The 19,415-nt window shown below is 45.1% G+C and carries 13 protein-coding genes; 1 reads left to right on the forward strand and 12 read right to left on the reverse strand.

The window, feature by feature from the left end:
- Positions 1–6: 6 nt before the first annotated feature.
- The 11 genes from H8S64_RS08510 to H8S64_RS08560 all read right to left on the reverse strand — a co-directional run bounded on the left by H8S64_RS08510 (position 7) and on the right by H8S64_RS08560 (position 17,100).
- Entirely contained in the window at positions 7–3,492 is a 3,486-nt protein-coding gene (locus tag H8S64_RS08510; protein ID WP_186975730.1) for a SusC/RagA family TonB-linked outer membrane protein, read from the reverse strand.
- A 95-nt stretch (positions 3,493–3,587) separates the two neighbouring features.
- A complete protein-coding gene (locus tag H8S64_RS08515; RefSeq protein ID WP_099292910.1) occupies positions 3,588–4,757 on the reverse strand; it encodes a FecR family protein in 1,170 nt (389 codons plus the stop codon).
- A gap of 69 nt (positions 4,758–4,826) precedes the next feature.
- Positions 4,827–5,381, reverse strand: a complete 555-nt coding sequence (locus H8S64_RS08520; protein WP_099292912.1) for an RNA polymerase sigma-70 factor — start codon at positions 5,379–5,381, stop codon at positions 4,827–4,829.
- Positions 5,382–5,624: 243 nt separating this feature from the next.
- The gene (locus H8S64_RS08525) at positions 5,625–7,274 is read right to left on the reverse strand and encodes a metallopeptidase TldD-related protein (protein ID WP_186975731.1); all 1,650 of its coding nucleotides are present in this window, start codon (positions 7,272–7,274) and stop codon (positions 5,625–5,627) included.
- A 26-nt stretch (positions 7,275–7,300) separates the two neighbouring features.
- Complete coding sequence (locus tag H8S64_RS08530; protein WP_186975732.1) at positions 7,301–9,007, reverse strand: metallopeptidase TldD-related protein; 1,707 nt, start codon at positions 9,005–9,007, stop codon at positions 7,301–7,303.
- Between the two features lie 7 nt (positions 9,008–9,014).
- Entirely contained in the window at positions 9,015–9,440 is a 426-nt protein-coding gene (locus H8S64_RS08535) for a hypothetical protein (RefSeq protein ID WP_186975733.1), read from the reverse strand.
- A 17-nt stretch (positions 9,441–9,457) separates the two neighbouring features.
- Positions 9,458–10,141: a hypothetical protein gene (locus H8S64_RS08540; protein ID WP_186975734.1), complete on the reverse strand. Its 684-nt coding sequence runs from the start codon at positions 10,139–10,141 to the stop codon at positions 9,458–9,460.
- Between the two features lie 4 nt (positions 10,142–10,145).
- Positions 10,146–11,726 (reverse strand): RagB/SusD family nutrient uptake outer membrane protein, encoded by a 1,581-nt coding sequence (locus H8S64_RS08545; protein WP_186975735.1) that lies wholly within the window; start codon positions 11,724–11,726, stop codon positions 10,146–10,148.
- 5 nt (positions 11,727–11,731) lie between these two features.
- Positions 11,732–15,211 (reverse strand): SusC/RagA family TonB-linked outer membrane protein, encoded by a 3,480-nt coding sequence (locus tag H8S64_RS08550; RefSeq protein ID WP_255469481.1) that lies wholly within the window; start codon positions 15,209–15,211, stop codon positions 11,732–11,734.
- Between the two features lie 114 nt (positions 15,212–15,325).
- Positions 15,326–16,489 (reverse strand): FecR family protein, encoded by a 1,164-nt coding sequence (locus H8S64_RS08555; RefSeq protein ID WP_186975736.1) that lies wholly within the window; start codon positions 16,487–16,489, stop codon positions 15,326–15,328.
- 74 nt (positions 16,490–16,563) lie between these two features.
- Positions 16,564–17,100, reverse strand: a complete 537-nt coding sequence (locus tag H8S64_RS08560) for an RNA polymerase sigma-70 factor (protein ID WP_099292924.1) — start codon at positions 17,098–17,100, stop codon at positions 16,564–16,566.
- Positions 17,101–17,761: 661 nt separating this feature from the next.
- On the opposite strand from H8S64_RS08560, the gene H8S64_RS08565 reads away from it, so the two are divergent.
- Positions 17,762–18,352, forward strand: a complete 591-nt coding sequence (locus H8S64_RS08565; protein ID WP_186975737.1) for a DUF4251 domain-containing protein — start codon at positions 17,762–17,764, stop codon at positions 18,350–18,352.
- A gap of 406 nt (positions 18,353–18,758) precedes the next feature.
- On the opposite strand, the gene coaD is transcribed toward H8S64_RS08565, so the two are convergent.
- The gene (gene coaD, locus H8S64_RS08570; protein ID WP_099292930.1) at positions 18,759–19,232 is read right to left on the reverse strand and encodes a pantetheine-phosphate adenylyltransferase; all 474 of its coding nucleotides are present in this window, start codon (positions 19,230–19,232) and stop codon (positions 18,759–18,761) included.
- Positions 19,233–19,415 lie beyond the last annotated feature (183 nt).

The raw sequence follows: 19,415 nt of genomic DNA on the forward strand, positions 1-19,415 counted from the left end.
CCTCGTTTAAAAATTTACAGTCAAACCAAAAGTCCATTTCCGCGCCAAGGGATAAGTACGACCGTCATCGAATCCGGTAGCGATATTCGCCACTTCCGGGTCAAGCCCCGAATAATTTGACAACAGGAACAAGTCTTCTCCCGTCACGAAAATCCGGATACCGTCCAACCACAACTTCTTCATGATACGCTTCGGAAGATTGTACCCTATTGTCAATTGTTTCAACCTGCAATAATGCACGTTTTCCAGCGCATCCGTCGTTTGCCCGGTTATCTTGATCAACGTGGAATTGCCATACAAACCGAGAGTCTGGTATTTACTCCCGTCACCGGCATACTGCCAAAAATCGGACAAAGACACATCCGCGAAAACGGGATAAACACCTAATGTTCCCTGAAGGGTACTATACTTGAACTGATTCACCATCTTACGCCCGAGCGTGTAAGTCAACAAAATATTCACGTCAAAATTCTTCCATTTAATCTCGTTCACAAGCCCGCCGTAAGCCTGTGGCAAAGTGGTCCCGGAATAAACCAAATCATCTTCCGTGATCTGCCCGTCGCCGTCAATATCCGCGATACGGCGCATTCCCTTCGTGAAAAAATATTCCTCGTCCCCTTCTGGTGACAACATCTGTTTTTTACCGGATTGATCGAATATATACGGGACATCGGCATCACTCTCGATCATACCCAAATCCTTGAAAAGATAAATCCCGCTCAACGGTTTGCCAATCACCTTGTCATAGAAATCTCTCCCCGAGTAACTCTTCCGGAAACGATTCCAGTTCCGGGATATATTGAAACGCGTACGCCATTTCACTTCCGTGTCTCTCAGGATATCGATTTTGGCATCCAACTCCAACCCCTCGTTTGAAATAGCCATCGTATTCCGCCATTGTACCCCGTTGAACCCGTACATATCGCCGGGTAGTGACTCTTTGTTTATCAAGGCACGTGTGTATTTATAGTAATAATCTATGGTCAGGTTCAAGCGATAATTAAAAAAGTCCATATCCAACCCGAAATCATATTGATCCGACTCTTCCCATTTCAGTTTACGGTTAATCACCCCCTCGGGCTGCATTCCCTGTACCCCGTCAAAGATCGTTCCCGGGGACATCAAGCCCTGTGCCAGATACGGGATCGCGAACTGGCTACCGGAGCGTCCCCAGCTAGCCCGGAGCTTCCCGTAATTCAACCACCACGCCCACTTCATGAAACGCTCGGTAGAAAAAGCCCACCCGACCGCTACGGACGGGAACGTAGCCCAACGCACATCCGCACCGAACACGGAAGACCCGTCCCGCCTCACCGTGGCTTCCAACAAGTATTTTTTGTCATAATTGTAAGCCAGACGCCCGAAATAACTCACCATCGCTGTTTCCGAAAAATCGGAACCATAATCTTTTAAAGCACGGTAATCATCCACCCTCGGATCGTATACCAAATCCTGAAAACCACTTCCGACATACTCGATCCGGTCACTCGGTCCCCGCAACCCGTGACCGCTGTTACTCCATTTCTTGCTACCGTCATACGCCAACCCGAATAACAAATCAAAATTGTGCACCTCGTTGAGCGTGAACACGTAACTCAACAAATTCTCGTTCGACAACAACATATCCCGGGCAATCTCTCCCGAAGATTTACTTTCATTATAACCGTTAGGATCCAGATAACTGGGAGTAAACTGGTTCTGGTTCGCTTGGGTATAATCCAACGCCAAAGAAGTCGAAACAGACAATCCCTTCAATATCTCGTACCTCAACTGCAAGTTAGCCCTTAAACGGTAAGAAGTGTTATTTTCCACTTGCCCGTTCAGCATCTGCAACATTTTTTCTTCTACCGCCCCACCCTTCAAAAGCAACGAAGAAGTATAATTGGGATCGACCGTGAAGCTCTCGTACTTGAAAGCATCCCCCGATGTCGCACCCCGGCTTCTGTCCGTGTACGCCAGATAGAAACGGCTGTCCACGGTCAGCTTCTTCACGGGATTGAAGGAAAGATTCGTCAGCAAATTCACACGGGAAAAATCACTTCCCGGCATAATTCCCGTTTCCTTGTAATATCCCGCACCGACCATGTAAGTCATCTTTTCCGTACCGCCGCTTGTCTGGATATTAGCATTCAGTATCTTTCCCGTCCGAAAGATATACTTGTACCAGTTCGTGGAATTGTTGAAAAAAGGGTTCAAGGAATCCTGAACCATTCTAATACTCTTTGTTCCCACCCCTAAACCACTATTCCAAAAAGCATCATATATAGCCTCGTTATTAGCAGCCTCCTCGTATGAAGTCGGGTACTTGTAATATCCCTTCCCCTTCACCTCGTAGGCATTTCTTTGCGCCCGCATGACCGCCATATGGTACAGGCGTTCCTCCCGTCCGCCCAACTGTGTCGGGGCTTTCGGCAACACGGAAGCCGAATAGGACAGGTTCACGGAGAACTTCCCCTCGCCCGCACGTCCCTTTTTCGTGGTAATCAATATCACCCCGTTCGCAGCACGTGAACCGTAAATAGCGGCAGAGGCGGCATCCTTCAACACCTCCACCGACTCTATCGTCGAGGGATCAATCTCCGCTATCGTGTTCGTTCCCGTCACCGGGGAAGTAAACGAATGCACGGGCACCCCGTCGATCACGTACAGCGGCGAACCGTCGCCCCCTCCCGCTTCATCCAGCCACAAGGAATTGTACCCGCGTACCGCCACGTTCGTTCCCCCGCCACCGGGAGAACCCGACTGGATATTCACCCCAACACCCGCCATACGCCCCTGCAACAAGGTTTCCAGACTGGCAGCGGGAATCTCTTTTATATCATCCGCCTTGATCGATGCTACGGAAGTGATCAACTCCCGTTTCTTTCTCGACCCGTAGGCGATCACCGTCACCTGATCCAAGTCGGAAACTTCCTCTTCCATCTTCACGACCACCTCCTTGCCGGAAGTCACCGCCACCTTCTTCGCACTAAAACCGATAAAAGAGAATATCAGATTCCCCACCGGCTTATCGATCGCCAACGTGAACGTCCCGTCCGCGGCACTTGCCGTCCCGACCGTCGTACTATCCAGACGCACGGTAACACCTACCATCGGTTCCCCTTTCGTATCCACAACTTTACCTTTGAGTATATGCTTTTTGGCGGACACGTCGGCAACCTTCGGTCTTATAATCACCATCACCCCGTCCGTTCGGTACGTGAACGGCAAATCCTTCAACACGAGATCCAATATCTCCAACACCTTCTTGTCTTTCACCTCCAACGTGACCTTTTTCCCCTTCACGTCGTCATAATTGAACATGAATTTATACACGTCCGCCTTTTCCAGCTCCTTCAACACGGAGGATAATTCCTGATCTACAAATTTAAAAGAAACCTTATTTTCCTGAGAGAAACCAAGGAACCCCCATAGCATAAAAAACATCCACAATGTCATTTTCCTCCATCCTTGTTCCCGCCTTAAATAAACCGATCTTCGCTTTTTTTCCATAATTCATTTATTTAACATTCTAAAATTCAAGACACAACAATCCCCTTTTCGAGAGGCTCACGCCTTTCAAATACTTGATTTCCAATACATCATTTCTACTTCTTAAAAACTATAATACAATTATCCCGAACCTCTATTTTTAATTTTCCCATTTCATTCAAATATTCCACGACCTTGCTGAAAGTCGCCTTCCGATCTGCCCAAATCTTAAAACGCAACTCCTTCAATTCCGGTTCCTCGTATACCACGCTGAAATTATACCAACGTCCCAGTTCCGTCAATATATCTTCCAACCGCTCGTCGTCATAATAGAAATACCCTTCTTTCCACGAGGTATACTTCAGTATATCCACCTTCGTCACTTTCAGTTTTCCCTCGCTATACAGGACATTTTCGTGAGGTTTCAACACCACTTCTTTCCTCCTCCCGGTAGCCTTGACCGCTACACTTCCATTCACGAGCGTGATATTTTCTTTCTCCCTTGAATACGCCTGAACGTTAAATTCCGTTCCCAACACACGGGTACGAACCCCTGCCGTCTTCACTATAAAAGGTCGCGTCTCGTCCCGCCGCACTTGAAAATAAGCCTCTCCCGACAACTCCACCACGCGTTCCTTTTCCCCGAACACGACCGGATAACGAAATTCCGTCTCCGCATTCAACCACACTTTCGTCCCGTCATCCAAAATCACGAAATACTCTCCACCCCGGGGCACCTTTAACGTGTGATTCCCTTCCAATTCGGGGAGCGGTTGCCCGGGAGAATAAACCAACCCCTTTAAAGAATCCGCCGTGATAGACCGGATCACTTGGGGCAAACGCTGCACCAAAACCTTCCGGTTCTCCCGGTTCAAATCGATCTCCTCCCCGTTATTCAATACAAGTGTAACCCCTTGGGGGGTAAAATCGTCATTCTCAGGCATCACCATCACGAAAGGCGTTCGCTCCGCGGGCATCGGACTCCTCCACAACCAACTGATTGAAATCACGATACCGATGCAAGCGACAGCCGACGCTACCCTGTAAGTCCAAAGCATCCTTTTCCGCAAAATCTTCCGGTTCAACTTCTTCCATTCCCCATCGACATCCGGCTTCTTTTTATCGACAGCCGCCAAACTCCCTTCCCGGATACGGCGCAATTCTTCCAGCAATTGCCCGTGCTCCTCGTCCCGCAACCATTCTCGCACCAATTCATCGTCCTTCACCAGATGATTGAGCACGTCCATGCCAAATTCTATATCCCGATAATTATACTTTTTATCCATTTTGTCATATTCATCTACCCCATACACGTAGACCCCTGCAAAATGGGTAATGCCAAAAACGACTTTTTTTTATTTTTTTTCGGTAGACTTCCCAAAACACAAGAAAAGCAGTATAAACTCTTCCCCGGAGAATTGTTCCCGCAGTATCCGTAACGCTTTCATAACATGGGCTTTTACCGTGTTCACCGTGATACCGAACTCCGCCCCCGCGTCCTGATATTTTTTCCCTTCCAGAAAACATCTTTTGAACACGTTCCTCGTTTGAGTCGGCAACTGCTCCACGGCACGGTGTATCCGGTCGATCAACAACTCGTATTCCAAATGCTTGCTTTCGTCCACCGCCTCGGGTTCTTCCCGCATATACGCAGCAAAACGTTGCGCTGTCTTTTCATGCCGCAATTCATCCAGACAGGCATTACGGACAAGTTTATATAAAAAAGGAACTAATGAAGTTGAAAATTCAAGGCGGTCCCGCCCCTTCCACACGATCTCGAAAACATCACTCACCACATCTTTCGCCCGCTCGTCATCATTCAAAAAACTTAAAGCGTAGTAATATAGCCGGGAATAACTCTCCCGGAACAATTGTTCAAAATAGCGTTTTTTTTCCAATAATGTAAACATACGCTCCCCATTAGTGCCACAAATATAGAGTTAAAAAACAAAAATGACAAACGGGATGTGTTTTTAGTCGCCTACGGCGAGTTACAAGTTGCAGGTTACATTTGCCTTCGGCAAGTTATTTTACTCGCATTTCGGACTGTATTTCAACTCCTCCTCTGTTTATCGAGAGAGAGCTGAAAATGCCTGTCATTCCTCAATCATTCCGGGGATAACAGACATTTTTCAATTTAAAATCACTAAATTCTATCTCTCCTGCAAAGGATTCTTCAATGCCGGCAGTTTTCTCTTCGGTACATCCATAACAGATATATCCATGTTATTCAACAAAATAGATGAAGGATAAATCATGGATACCAAAGCACCCTTGTCCAGTAGAAGATTGTGTACCTTTTCCTGATTACAGATTTCCCGTATATTCTTCAACTTGGACATATTCACGGGGGCAACTTTTCCAAAACGGACTTGCGTTTCTTCGCCCGTCTTCACGTCTACCTTGTACAGGAGTGAAGCGTTGCCTGCCAAGCGGCGAACGATATAAGCGTAATCAGACTTCGCTTCTTTTGCCGCTTTCAACAAGGCTTTTTTCATCGTCTCCGGCTTTAACCCGCCGTCAGCCTTGATATGAAGCGTGCCGGGAGCCGTCACGTAAATCACGTCATTACGGGTGGGAATAAAACGGGAACTCCCGGTCGAGTAACGCACCTTACTCGTGGGAATCTGCCCGTTCAACACCTTTTTCAAAACCCCTTTCTCCACCAGTATCATCTCTTTTTCCGGAACCACGCCTTCGGCATCCACCTCGTAACTTCCCAGCAAAGGGATATTCATGTATTCCGTCATGAAACTATAATTTACCACGGACAAGCGGGGATCAAGTAATTTCTTCCCGATCTTATCCTCAAAGGAAGTGGTCGTTTCCTTCACGCCAAGCGGCATCCGGTAAGTACACAGTCCGCCGTTATTCCCCAACAAATTATCCGTGAGCACTTGACGCACCGCCTCGTTCTCGAAAAGAACCGGTCCGTTATACTCCTCGGAAAATACTTCCGCGTTTTTCAGGTCGATCAACCGCCGGGCGAAGCCCGCCACCACTTGTTTCAAATGTTCCTGTGAAGGCAATGCCTCCAGTGAAGGAGCTAACAACACGTACGAATCCCGAATATATTCCCCGTTTTTCGTGACAACCGTACCTTCCACGTATAATTCCACGAAATTCAATGGCTGTTTCAACGCCACCTGTTCCGTGGTCAATTTGTAAAACGTCATCTCACTTCCCTGCAATGATACTTTGGAAGCGACGATCTCCTTGTAATCTTTAAACACGGCGGACAATTCCCGTGCCTTCGCCTCTACCCCGGAAATACCGGAAATATAAGGTTGTTTTCCCTGTATCAGTTTCTCCACGGAAGGGGTCGGTAACAAATCCGGAAGATTATCGGGAAGTTCATACGGGTTTGCCTCCAAGTATGCCTTTTTTGCAGAGTATTCCTGCAAAGCCACCTTGTATCCCTGATCTGAAGCCAGCCAGAAGCCTAGGCGAATAGCGTTATAATCAATCTCGCCTCCTACATCCACCCGAAGGAATTGCCCCACGTGACGCAGATCGCTCGTGCGATTATAATCCCCGATCAAGACTTGAGAGGTTCCCATCAAATGAAGGGGCAGATTAACCGAATTCAACACAGACCCCAAGGTTGCCTCCACGGAAAACTGCCGGGAAAGTAGAAGAGCGTAAGAGACATAAAAAGGCTTACTCATCATAGGAAGAGTCAACTGCTCTTTCGTTCTCGCCTGCTCGTCCCCCATCGCCGTGAAAATAGTCACGTCCTCTTGCGTCTGAGCACGCGACAGGCTGACCAGAAATATTAAAAATAACAATATCGTGTATCTCATCATTTTCCTATTTAATATTCATAACTTCATTTTTGCGGTACATACACTCTCGGGAGAACAGGCGGCAACACGCTGGACTTCGCCGTACGCTGGGTTTCCACCTTGTTCACCAAAATCGTCGGCGAAATGGCAGTAACCTGCACACCCCCGGATTCCGCCCCGCAAATACCGACGAAGACACTCGGGTCGTCCCCCGCGCACACGATGTTCGAGAACATGGACAACGGAGTCCCGATCAGGATAACACCCCGAACCAATTCATCCGGTCTGCCGTCCGTGTAGACCCGGTAAACCACCAACGGGGTCACGTTGAACGAATTCGTGCTGCTTGTCCCCGTGTACGTTAAGCCGCTTGTCACTTCTTTGAAGAAATAACCGTATTCCTTGTTTTGCTTTTTCGCCTCCTCGATCAACATCGCCCGCAACTTCTGTTGTGTTTTGGGAGCTTTCGTTTCGATACACAGGTTGGATTGTCGGGACACGGGATCGAACCCGTCACTTGCCCGGGCGTGACCGTTTGTCTTCGGAAAGCCGTCTATCGGCACGCGGCTCATCAGGAAATCCCGTAACTTACCGTCCACCACGACGTTTACCCGTTCGGCACGAATACCCTGATCGTCAAACTTGTAATGCCCGTTCAACTCCTTTCCCGCGTAACTCGTCAACGTCGGATCGTCGGAAACTTGAAAATCAGGAGCCAATACATTTTCTCCCACCATCTGTTTGAAAGTCTGTCCGTCCTCGTCCGTCTTCATCCTCTGCCCTTCCAGACGATGCCCGAATATCTCGTGAAAAAACACACCGCTCGCTGCACCCGACAACAAGGCGGGACCGGTATACGGGTCAGCCACGGGAGCCTCCCGCAAAGCCGCCAATGTCTTGATCATCTCCCGCGTATCCGCCATCATCTGCTCGTCTGAGGGCAAATCAGCCGGATCATGCGCGAAATAGGACAGGTACAAGGGAAGCCGCATCCCGTCCAAAGCCATCACGTTTCCTTGGATCATGACGCGGGCATAAGGCAGGTTCTGCACGACACTCCGTCCCTCCGTGTCCACGAAATAACGACGTTCGACATCATACGTCAAGGTGGCATCGCCCTGCATGATATTCATATTTTCGTTAAAAAGAGCGGAAATCTTCTTCAACCGGGCAATCCATGCCTCCGCATCCACTTTCAACCGATCGGCTGGAAAAGGAGCCTCGTAATAGGACTCCACCGGCGCAGCAGAAAAATAAGGAGCTTTATCTTCATTCTTGACATTCACCTTGGTTTGCGCCTTTGTACGCTCGTAAATATCCACGGCAAAAGCGTAACGGGAAGAAGCCTCCATCCAGATTTCCTGACGGATAGCATCCTCATTGTTCCCGTCATCAATCGGCAGGACGGCGGATGAAATACCAAACTCGGTCACTTCCGATCCCATCGGGTAATATTTGTAATTATCCAACGTCGTGTCACCCAATCGAATATGGGGAATCATGATGCGGGTATGCCGGCTCTGGTTATCCCTCAACGCCCCGAACGAAGTGATGATCGTCGTGCTCCACGTGTCGATAATCCTGTAATTCATGTAATAGGGGGGAAGTTTCTCCCCCTGTAATTCCCGGTAATGTTTATTCAACTCCCCGGAAAGGATATTCAACAAATTGTCTTCCGATTGCGCAGACACACCATGAATACCCGTCATTCCAAGAATACAACAAATACAAATTAACTTTATTCCTTTCATCTGTCTTTCATTTTAAGATAAATGTAAAAGCATTCTTCACCACCTGACTATACCCGGGTCCCGTCAACCGAACCGACACGGTATACCGTCCCGCGGGCGACTTTCCCTTATATGGATAGCGCATAACACCCCCGCCTGCCAATATGGTCAGTTCCTGCATGAAAGTAGCAGCAGCTTCTTCTCCAACAGTTGAAGAGACAGATTCCACGGAAAAATCAATTCGTTCGGTTCCCTCGTAGCCTTGCATTTTCAAAGATTGCCACGGAGATTCATACTCTATCCGTACCGCATCCAATTCCGGGTCCGGCGTAAGACGCACGATCATCGTATCCGGGTCGTAAACAGCATTCTCCGTTATCAAATAACCCTCTTTCTCGTCACATGACACAAGCCCACAGTATATAACACTCAATATAAATAATATCCGTTTCATAACTTTCTCTTTTATTATTACTCAAAATCTTCCCAATCGTCCGGATCTTCCCAATCGTCCATTTCCCCGAAATCCCCTAACGTGAAGTTGTATGACAAAGAATGCACCACACAATGATCCGGTTCTATATTGGAAGAAGCGATAGAAAAATCACGGAACGCGCTTTGTGAATACACGCCCAAGGAAACAGCTCCCACGTCCGGGATTCCCTGTAACGTCTGCTGGTGCGTGTACAACCAAACGGTACTTCCACTCAATGTAGGATAATACTTACCGCCCTCTCCCGGCATAGCTTCATCTTCATCATATTTTCCTCTCGGAACATCATCCCGGTATATTTTGCCATCGATGATGCATTGTAATAACAAATCCTTGCAAACATCCGGATCCATATCCGAGATTCGCTCGATGTCATTTTCCAACATATACCTGCGAATAGAGTGATTCGTCGGTCCAAGAAAAGTAATCTCCGGATGTTCCGTGTCTTTTCCCTCGAACAGACGAACCACATCGGGACCAGCTTGTTCCACCAATCTAGCCGTGGAATCCCAGTCGTAAGAATGCCCCGGGGCTTTTAAATACTCCAACAAGCTACCGTCAAAACGACCGTTATGCAACCCGGATTTAATAAAATTATCCTGTACACAGCCTCCCATGCCTAAAACCAGACATACAAAGCCTAATATCAATATATGTTTCATAGCCCTATTGTACTTTTGTATTCCAATATACATTTTGCAAAATCAAATCATTATTATTCATGGCAGACGAGCCCACCGGATAATATAATGCCCCATTCTGGATATCCTTGTCGGACAAACGGCTGAAAGTTTCAGAAAGCTCCCGCCGCACGTATTCCACGCCATTTCGGATCACGTCGTAATACCGGGTATCCTCGAACAACAACTCCCGCTCCCGTTCCCTGAATATCGCCAACTGTACATCCCCGCCAAAATCATCCGTCAAATCCGCTCCCGTCAACCCGGCACGCTCCCGAATAGCTATCACGTCCTCCATCGCGTCAGGCAACCCGGCACGACAACGACATTCAGCCCTCAACAACATAATATCCGCCAGACGCCAGACTATTTTATACATCTCCATTCCCAAGAAAACTTTCTCTTTATCATTACCCGTGTACGTGTAACTAGGGAAACGAAATACATTTATATACGCCTTCTCTATTTTCGTGTTATCGAAAACTTTTATCACGTCTTCCATTTCCCACGTTTCTGGATTAAATACCTTAACCTTCACGTGGAATTCAGTGGAATCTATCCCGTAGAAATAACTCTGCCTTCTCAAATCATCACCGGGATAAAGTTCGTTAATCGTGGTTTTATTAAATTCCAATACATCGGGGTACGAGAAACTCACTTCCATGTCTGTCCTTACCGGCCAACCTGCAAATTGCTCCCCGACATAAGCCAATTCAGTGAATTCCCCGACAGCAGTGAAAGTCCGGTATATTTCCAAAATACTCTCCTCGCTTCCACCTTTGAATACCCGGTTGCACACGTCCTCCGGGTCGGCTCCCAAACCATATGCGCCGACCTTGTTTTCAATAATCATCGTGCAATATTTCTCGGCTTCTTCCCAATACTCTTTTCTGTTCTCAAGACCTGCCCGCCAAGCATAAATATTAGCCAACAAGGCAGCGGCAGCTCCTTTACTCCCGTATTGTTTCGTGGTTCTCTTGTTGCCTGCATAATCTTTCAAGTCTTCATACTTTGGCAAATCCATAGCTTTCAACGCCCATTTTGTCGCTTCTTCCAACACCTCAGTCACACTACTTTTTGCTAATTTAATCTCTATAGACTCGCTATCGGGAACAATAGGCACCTCTCCCCACGCCCGGGCAAGCCAGAAATAACATAACCCTTTCACGAAATAAGCCTGTAAACGATAAATATTAACAATCTCCTCCGACATGGGAAAACGGTAAGCATTATCCAACATCACGTCCGCATCATTAATGGCAGCGTAATAATTTCTCCAATTTGATCTGAAATAACTTACCGGTGCTAATTGACGTGCCCGATAGATTGGCGTTCCCCGGTAATCACTTACTACATTATCCACCTTCAAACCGGCAGCAATATGCAACATATCCGAATTTTCGGCAACACGCACGTTATTCATCATCGAATTGAGCAGAGCTTCAGCATCTTGCCCGGAACGGAAATAATTATTAAAAGTCGTTGAATTTTCCGGTCTTACGTCCAGATAGCCACTACATGACATGGCTAGAAGTCCCACAACAATATATATAAAATACTGTTTCATAATTATTAAAAATTAAGAGTTAACCCAAACGTCCATTTTTCCGGTAAAGGATACGCTTTTCCACCATCTATCCCGTAATCCATATCCACAACCTCGGGATCTGTGCCGGAATAATTTGACCAAGTCCAAATATTTTCACCCGTAACAAACAAGCGGATACCACTAAAGTAGAATCTCTTAGCCCATTTCTCCGGTAAATTATACCCTAAAGTAAGTTGCTTCAATCGAAGCATATTCACTCGTTCCACGTTGGAACGCAACTCCGGGTAAGTCATCGTGGCTCCCAAACGCGGCAAATCCGTCATGTCACCTTCTTTTTCCCAAAACGTAGTCTTGGGCAAATCACGAAATATCGGACCGTCAATACTAAAAGGTGACGAATAACTTACCGCATTGATCATCTTCCGTCCCAAAGAATAATTGAAAAGAATATTCAAATCAAAATTCTTCCACGAAATTTCATTTGCCCATCCGCCATATGCTTTAGGTAAGGCACTACCAATGTAAAACATGTCATCATCATCTATCACGCCGTCACCATTCACATCTTGAATCTTTCTTTCACCTACCATACCACTGATTTCACCTTGAACCCGATTCAAATAAATAGGATAACCTTCGTTATTATAGTAAACCGGGACTTCTTTTTCATTCTGGAAATACCCGTTATCATTGAAAACATATACCCCAAACAACCCTCGTTTCAATACGTTATCAACCATATCCTTGCCGTTGTACGTGTCGACCAATTTGTTCCAGTTCCGGGAAATATTCAATCGGCTTCTCCACCTCACTTCACTTTGCCGGAAAATATCCGCCTTCAATTCCAATTCTACGCCTTGATTGGAAATCTCCCCGGAATTTCTCTTGAAACTATCCAGCACATTCATATCCCCAAAGGTGGGTACATCTGAAATCAACGAGTAGGTCAATTTATTGTAGTAATCAAATTTAACATTCAACCGATACTCGAACAATTCCAGATCCAAACCGGCATTATATTGTTTCGTTTTCTCCCAAGTCAGATCGGGAGCAACCCCCTGCATTGATGTCATTCCCGGTTTACCTTGAAATAATCCGTTTTTATACATCAATCCGTACGCCATGTAGGCTTCTTTAAATATTTGACCGGACTTTCCCCAACTCAAACGCAATTTTCCGCTATTCAGCCATGATACATCCTTTAAAAAAGCCTCATCCGCGAAATTCCAACCGAAGGCTATTGAAGGGAAGTTTGCCCAACGTACATTTGCCCCGAACGTAGACGATCCGTCCCGACGGAAAGCGAACTCCGCGATATACAACTTCTTGAAATTATAACTCAAACGACCGAAATAACTCAACATCGTCTTTTCTTGAAAATCGGAAGAATAATCCGTTCTGGATTCCCAGCGCGGTTCGTAGCCCTCAGGCTGATAATTCGCAACACCTCCGGGTCCGGAATACCAATAGACATTATCATTCGGCCCCTCGTAGCCGATGCCTTTGTTATCAAAGCTCTGCTCTTTAGAAATATTAAAACCTAACAAAGCCTCCACCGTGTGTTTCTGTGCGATCTCTACCCTATATTTCAACAATTCTTCATTCATTAATGAAATACTCCGGGAAATTTGTCCCGCCGAAGAATTACGATGAAGCGCTCCATCCAAAGTACTCGGTCTAAATTCATTTACATTGAACTGCGCATAATCTATCGCACCGACACCCGAGAGTGTTAACCCTTTCCACAGTTGAAATTCCAAGTTCAAACTACTGATTAAACGATAATTATCATTACGGGACACCGTATGGTTGATCTTTGCCAGAAATTCGTCGTTGATCTTACCGTGCCCGGGAAATAAAGTAGTCTGTGAAGCGGGATCTACTGTCATTCCTTCTATATTGCGCGAAGTCGTTCCCGTATTATTCAAATTCCGGCTTTTATCCATATATGCCATGTAAACTTGCGCCGCAGCCGTCATAATCGGTGCGGGCTTGGCACTTAAATTCACCATCAAATTCGCCCGGGAATAATCGCTGCTCAACATAATACCTTTTTCATTATAATACCCTGCTCCTATCATGTATTGTATCTTATCCGATCCTCCGGAAGCCTGAATATTGGCATTAAGAACCTTACCCGTCTGGAAACTATACTTGTACCAATTCGTCTGGTTATTATAAAACGGATTCAAGCTATCTTGAAGAATAGTATGATCCATTGCCGAGCCGGAATAACCGTTTCCCCACCAAGCATCATATCCGCCATCTCCCTGTCTGTAAGCATCTTCATAAGAAGTGGGATATCTGTTCAACTGCGTGTAATCATCGTATATCGCATCCAGGCTATGCCGTAAATTATATATCTTGGTCATTCTCTCCAAACGTCCTCCTGTCTGCTCGGGCGTAACCGGCAAAAAAGAGGCGGTATAAGAAAAGTTAACCGAAAACTTTGCCTTTCCGGCTTGTCCTTTTTTCGTCGTAATCAAAATCACCCCGTTCCCGGCACGCGAACCGTAAATTGCCGCCGCTGCCGCATCTTTCAACACTTCCACGGAAGCAATCATCGAGGGATCCAAATCCGATAATGTATTTGTACCTGTGGTCGGGGAATTAAACGAAAACATCGGAACCCCGTCCACCACGTACAAGGGTTGCCCGTCCGTGGCACCTTCTTGCATCAGGGAATTATATCCCCGCACGGCTACCCGATTACCTCCCGCACCCGGAGCGCCCGACTGATTCACGATATCCACACCTGCCATACGCCCTTGCAACATACTCAATATACTATGCGAGGGAAGTTCCTTCATCTCGTCCGCCTTGATAGAAGTGATTGAACTCACCACCTCTTTTTTGTTCTGGGTTCCGTAAGCACGAATCACCACTTCATCCAAATCCGTCACCTCTTCTTCCATTTTCACAACAACAGGTTTTCCCGCTTCGTAAGCCACTTTCTGGTTTTTGTACCCGATGAATGACAACGACAGCGTCCCTTTCTCCTTCGTCAGAAGAATTTTAAACTTCCCGTCCGAATCGGTAGCCGTACCGATCGTTGTTCCTTCCTGCAACACGGTAACCCCGGGTAACGGATTCGCTTTCCCGTCAATCACTCTCCCTTCCACGATAAATCGTTTACCTTCCGGTTCCTTGTACCGGATCATAATATAGATACCTTCCGTCTTGTAAGAAAAAGGTTTCTCCTTTAACACCGAATCCAGTATCTCCAACACGTTCTTCCCTTCCACGTCCAGAGTCACCTTGTAAAGTTTTGTGTCCTCGTAGTTAAACACGAACTTGTAGACATCCGCCTTTTCCAGCGCATTGAATACATCTGACAAAGGCACGTCTTTCCATTTAAAACTCAATTTCTTTTGCTGACCGAACACGACTGACGTCATGCAAAACAAACTTAAAAAAAGAACCAAGTGGACATACATCATGTGTTTCACCCGATTACTCGTTTTTCGCCCTCTGGTATGAGGTGAAATCGATTTTTTTTCCATACATTTGTAGTTAAAATTAAACATGTTCATCTTTCCGATGAACTGAATTATTACAAAGGGGATAGGTTATGACTATCCCTTTTATATTAGAATCAGTCCTCGTCTATTTATCTATTACAAGGAAACGGTTACCGTTTTCCCTCTTACTTCAATTTGCAATTTTCCCGTTTCATTCAGACGCTCCAGTACCTGTTCCACCGTATCTTTCCGATTAGCCCAAAATTTAAACCGGTAATCCTTCACTTCGGGATTCTGATAGAAAACGGTAAAATCAAACCACCGTCCCAACTCACTCAAAATATCTTCCAACCGCACATTATTATAATAGAAAAAACCTTCTTTCCACGACACGTATTTCAACACATCAACGCTTTCCACGTAAAGGCTGTCCCCGTTATATGAAGCGTTTTCACCCGGTTTCAAGATCACCCCCGCACCGTTCCCGTTTTTATTCACTGCGACACGACCTTCAACTAAAGTAATATTCACCTCCCGCCTCTCGTAAGACTGCACGTTAAACTCCGTTCCCAACACACGAGTACACAACTCGCTTGTTTCCACTACGAAAGGATGTTTTTCATCACGTTTCACCTCGAAATAAGCCTCTCCCTTCAAATAAACTTTCCTTACCGAATCACGAAACGCCACCGGGTACCGTAATTCCGATTCGGAATTGATCCACACCCGGGTACCGTCATCCAGTACCAATATATACTCTCCGCCGCAGGGAACCAGTATCGTGTGAAACTCCTCCGGACGGGTAGTATCGTGTAATATCCTCATGTATTTCAATCCTCCCACGGAATCAATAACAATACCTTGGGACCCCAAAGTATCGCTATCGTTCAGCGTCGAAGAAGCCAAAATATATTCTTCCCCTTTGCCGGTAATCAGTTTCACCACATCTGTTCCCGCTCTTAGAGCCAATTGAGGTATTTCCCCAGAAGTATTTTCCTTTTGTTGATAATAAATGATTACACTCGCAACTATCAATATAGTTATTGCGGCAGCAACTCCCGTTACTACATGCCGGATATGATTCTTTCTTTTCCGTGCCACCATTCTCCGCTCCAACAACCGCCATTGGTAATTCTCGTCCACGTTCAGACTTTCCGCTTCCCGCATACCCGCTTCCCGAAAACGTCGTAATTCTTCTAATAGCTCACGGTGATCTTTCTCCTCCAACCAAACTTTTACCTCCCTATCATCATGACATTCTACATGCTGTAACACGTGCAACGCAAATTCTATATCTTTATCTTTAAAGCCGTCCTGCATACTTCTAGTGTATTATTTTATACTAACACGCTCAACGACTAAAAACGGGTGATGTCAATGACTACTTTTTTTATTTATTTTTTGGAAGAAAGTATAACCAGCAGCAAAGAATAATCGGAATACTCTTCTCGAAGAATCCGTAAAGCTTTGTTTATATGTGTTTTGACCGTATTAATAGAAATCGCTAACGCATCTGCTGTCTCCTGATACTTTTTCCCGTCAAGGAAACACATTCTGAACACGACCTTCGTTTGACCGGGTAGTTTCTCCACAGACTGCCGCAAACGCTCGATCAGAAGTTCATATTCCATATATCCCTCATCCGTCGCTTCATCCTTCAATCGCAACTCTTGATTAAAACGCTCCCTCACTTTCTTATGCCGGAGCAAACTCACGCAATGATTACGTACCAATGTATATAGTAACGGAAGAACAGATTGGGTACGTTCTATCTTCTCGAAATTAACCCACACTTTTTCAAACACATCATTAACAGCATCTTTTGCAGCCTCTTCATCATTCAAAAAACTATAGGCATGATAACACAGGCGAATATAATTCTCCCGAAATAACTGTTCAAAAATCCCTTTATAATCAACCGATCTTATCATGCATTCTCACATATACGACACAAATATATAAATATAAAATAAACTGAAAAAACTTTTTTCTTTATCACTGTCAAATTGACATCATAAATTCACCAACTTGACACCACTTCCTTGTTTGGCATATCTTTTGTCTGTCTTTGCCCGTGAATAGAACAGCTATTTTCAAATAACCGATTTCTACTCATTATAAATTTATTGTTTTAATTATTAAATTATCAGGAGGATTTATTATGGGTGCCGCAGGTAACAAAAAACCGAAAAAAAGCAAAGACAAAAAACATGTACCATCTTACGTGGCAGAAGAAGCCACGCACGAAACACCGCTGAAAAACAAAAAAAAACAAATAGATGCGTGAATCATAAAAAAAAAAAGGTGTGGCGAATAGATTTTTGCCACACCTTTTTTTACTATCTTACGATATCTATATCCCCCGTCCACACGTGAAATATCGTTCACGGACAATCATAAAATCACAGAATCCATAAATTATTAAACTTTTTTTAAAGCGAGAAATTGAACCCTCTCGCTCTTATTGCCGTATATGCCATAGAATTTTGATACTCTATCACTCATTCTTTCATCAGACTAGCGGAAAAGAGGGGTTGGGAATACGAGAAATTCACAAACTAAACTAATTAAACAAAATAAAAAAGAGACGCTATGAAAAAAGTTATTTTTTTATTGGCAATGACTACATTCCTTTTCAGTGACTTTGCCATGCAGGCACAAACCAAAAAAGAAATAAGGGAAAAGAGAAAAGCACACAGGGCATGTATGCGTATGCACCGGAAAATGGTACGCGAACAACAAAATATGATCGCTTATCAGGACGCAGTAAAAGCCCTCAAGAACAACAGTTGGGTATTACAAGCCAATACCTTGTTCAACAACTTCGGGGGAGCCATACCTGTTACCAACAACACGAACTTCGTGGCTATGGACAACAATCAGGTATCCGTACAGTTGGCATTCAACGGGTTTAATCCCGGACCGAACGGATTGGGGGGAATCACGCTGACCGGCTGGCCTTCCAGTATCAACCAGAGAGTGGACAAAAACGGCAACATCACCTACACGTTCAACGTTATGGGAGCCGCTTTATTCGCGCAAGTCACCGTACGCATGAGTTATGGAAGTAGCTACGCTACCGCAACCGTAACCTCGAACACGAACGGTCGTGAATTGACCTTCTCCGGTAACTTGGTTCCGTATAGCCAATCGAATATATTCCAGAGCGGATTTAGTTTCTAAACAACTATATAAAATACTCTCGTTTAATATTCAATTACTCAATTTCACACGTGAAGAGGGCGTTTTTCGAACGCCCTCTTTGGTTTATAAAGTTTGTAAGGTTCATAAAGTTTATAAAGTAACGGAGTCTTTCGTGCAAAATCCCATGGTAAATCAATGGTAATACTACCCCTCCGCCAGAGCGCAAACAGAACACAAACATAACAACCATACAGGGGAATATAGTTGCTACGTTTGAGCTCTGACAAAGCCACGAAGAAGATAGAGCATTACCCTATAATCAGGTTAGCAATATGTATAATTTAAAACATATGTAACCGACAACAGCCAAACACACCCCGGATCGAGTTCTCCCCGAAACTCAATCTAAAATCCAAAATCATTAAATCCAAAATCCGCAACCTCCTTATTGCCGTAAATCTTCGGTGGTAATATTTGAAGGCAGGAATTTAGTCGCGTCTCCGCCATTCATGAATATATCCCGAACGATCGTGGAACTGATAAAAGTATGTTCGGGCGACGTCAGCAAGAATACGGTCTCCACATTAGAATCCATCGCCTTGTTAATCTGTCCCACGGCACGCTCGTACTCGAAGTCGGCAGCCGTGCGCAGTCCCCGGATGATAAAACCGGCATTCTGCTGCTCGCAAAAATCAACAGTCAACCCGGAATAACTCATCACGCTTACTTCTTTCACGTCTTTGAAGACTTTCTCAATAATAGCGATACGTGTATCGACATCCAAGAACTCCTGCTTTACAGCGTTAATACCGACAGCAACAATGATTTTATCGAAAATTTTCAACCCTCTTCTCACGATCTCCTCGTGACCAACCGTAAACGGATCAAAGGATCCCGGAAACACAGCAATTTTTTCCATGACGTATTATTTATAATTCTTCCGATGTTTAGAAGTAAAACATCCGATCTCAAGTTACAAATTAAAATCATCTTTGTCAATTATCCAAAAATTTGTTAGTTTTTCTTTGATTTTTCATGAGTATTATTAGGAAAACTCTTTTTTTTTGAATAGATTTGAAGCATTAAAATAGAATAAACACAT

The sequence above is a fragment of the Butyricimonas hominis genome, assembly GCF_014287455.1.
In the GTDB taxonomy this organism is placed as follows: domain Bacteria; phylum Bacteroidota; class Bacteroidia; order Bacteroidales; family Marinifilaceae; genus Butyricimonas; species Butyricimonas muris.

Bases quoted from the DNA above. Each gene is read 5' to 3' on its own strand.
- H8S64_RS08525 (WP_186975731.1), bottom strand. From the start codon at position 7,274: ATGAGATACACGATATTGTTATTTTTAATATTTCTGGTCAGCCTGTCG.
- H8S64_RS08560 (WP_099292924.1), bottom strand. From the start codon at position 17,100: ATGATAAGATCGGTTGATTATAAAGGGATTTTTGAACAGTTATTTCGG.
- H8S64_RS08545 (WP_186975735.1), bottom strand. From the start codon at position 11,726: ATGAAACAGTATTTTATATATATTGTTGTGGGACTTCTAGCCATGTCA.
- H8S64_RS08565 (WP_186975737.1), top strand. From the start codon at position 17,762: ATGAAAAAAGTTATTTTTTTATTGGCAATGACTACATTCCTTTTCAGT.
- H8S64_RS08515 (WP_099292910.1), bottom strand. From the start codon at position 4,757: ATGGATAAAAAGTATAATTATCGGGATATAGAATTTGGCATGGACGTG.
- H8S64_RS08535 (WP_186975733.1), bottom strand. From the start codon at position 9,440: ATGAAACGGATATTATTTATATTGAGTGTTATATACTGTGGGCTTGTG.
- H8S64_RS08540 (WP_186975734.1), bottom strand. From the start codon at position 10,141: ATGAAACATATATTGATATTAGGCTTTGTATGTCTGGTTTTAGGCATG.
- H8S64_RS08530 (WP_186975732.1), bottom strand. From the start codon at position 9,007: ATGAAAGGAATAAAGTTAATTTGTATTTGTTGTATTCTTGGAATGACG.
- H8S64_RS08520 (WP_099292912.1), bottom strand. From the start codon at position 5,381: ATGTTTACATTATTGGAAAAAAAACGCTATTTTGAACAATTGTTCCGG.
- H8S64_RS08555 (WP_186975736.1), bottom strand. From the start codon at position 16,489: ATGCAGGACGGCTTTAAAGATAAAGATATAGAATTTGCGTTGCACGTG.
- H8S64_RS08550 (WP_255469481.1), bottom strand. From the start codon at position 15,211: ATGGAAAAAAAATCGATTTCACCTCATACCAGAGGGCGAAAAACGAGT.
- H8S64_RS08510 (WP_186975730.1), bottom strand. From the start codon at position 3,492: ATGGAAAAAAAGCGAAGATCGGTTTATTTAAGGCGGGAACAAGGATGG.
- coaD (WP_099292930.1), bottom strand. From the start codon at position 19,232: ATGGAAAAAATTGCTGTGTTTCCGGGATCCTTTGATCCGTTTACGGTT.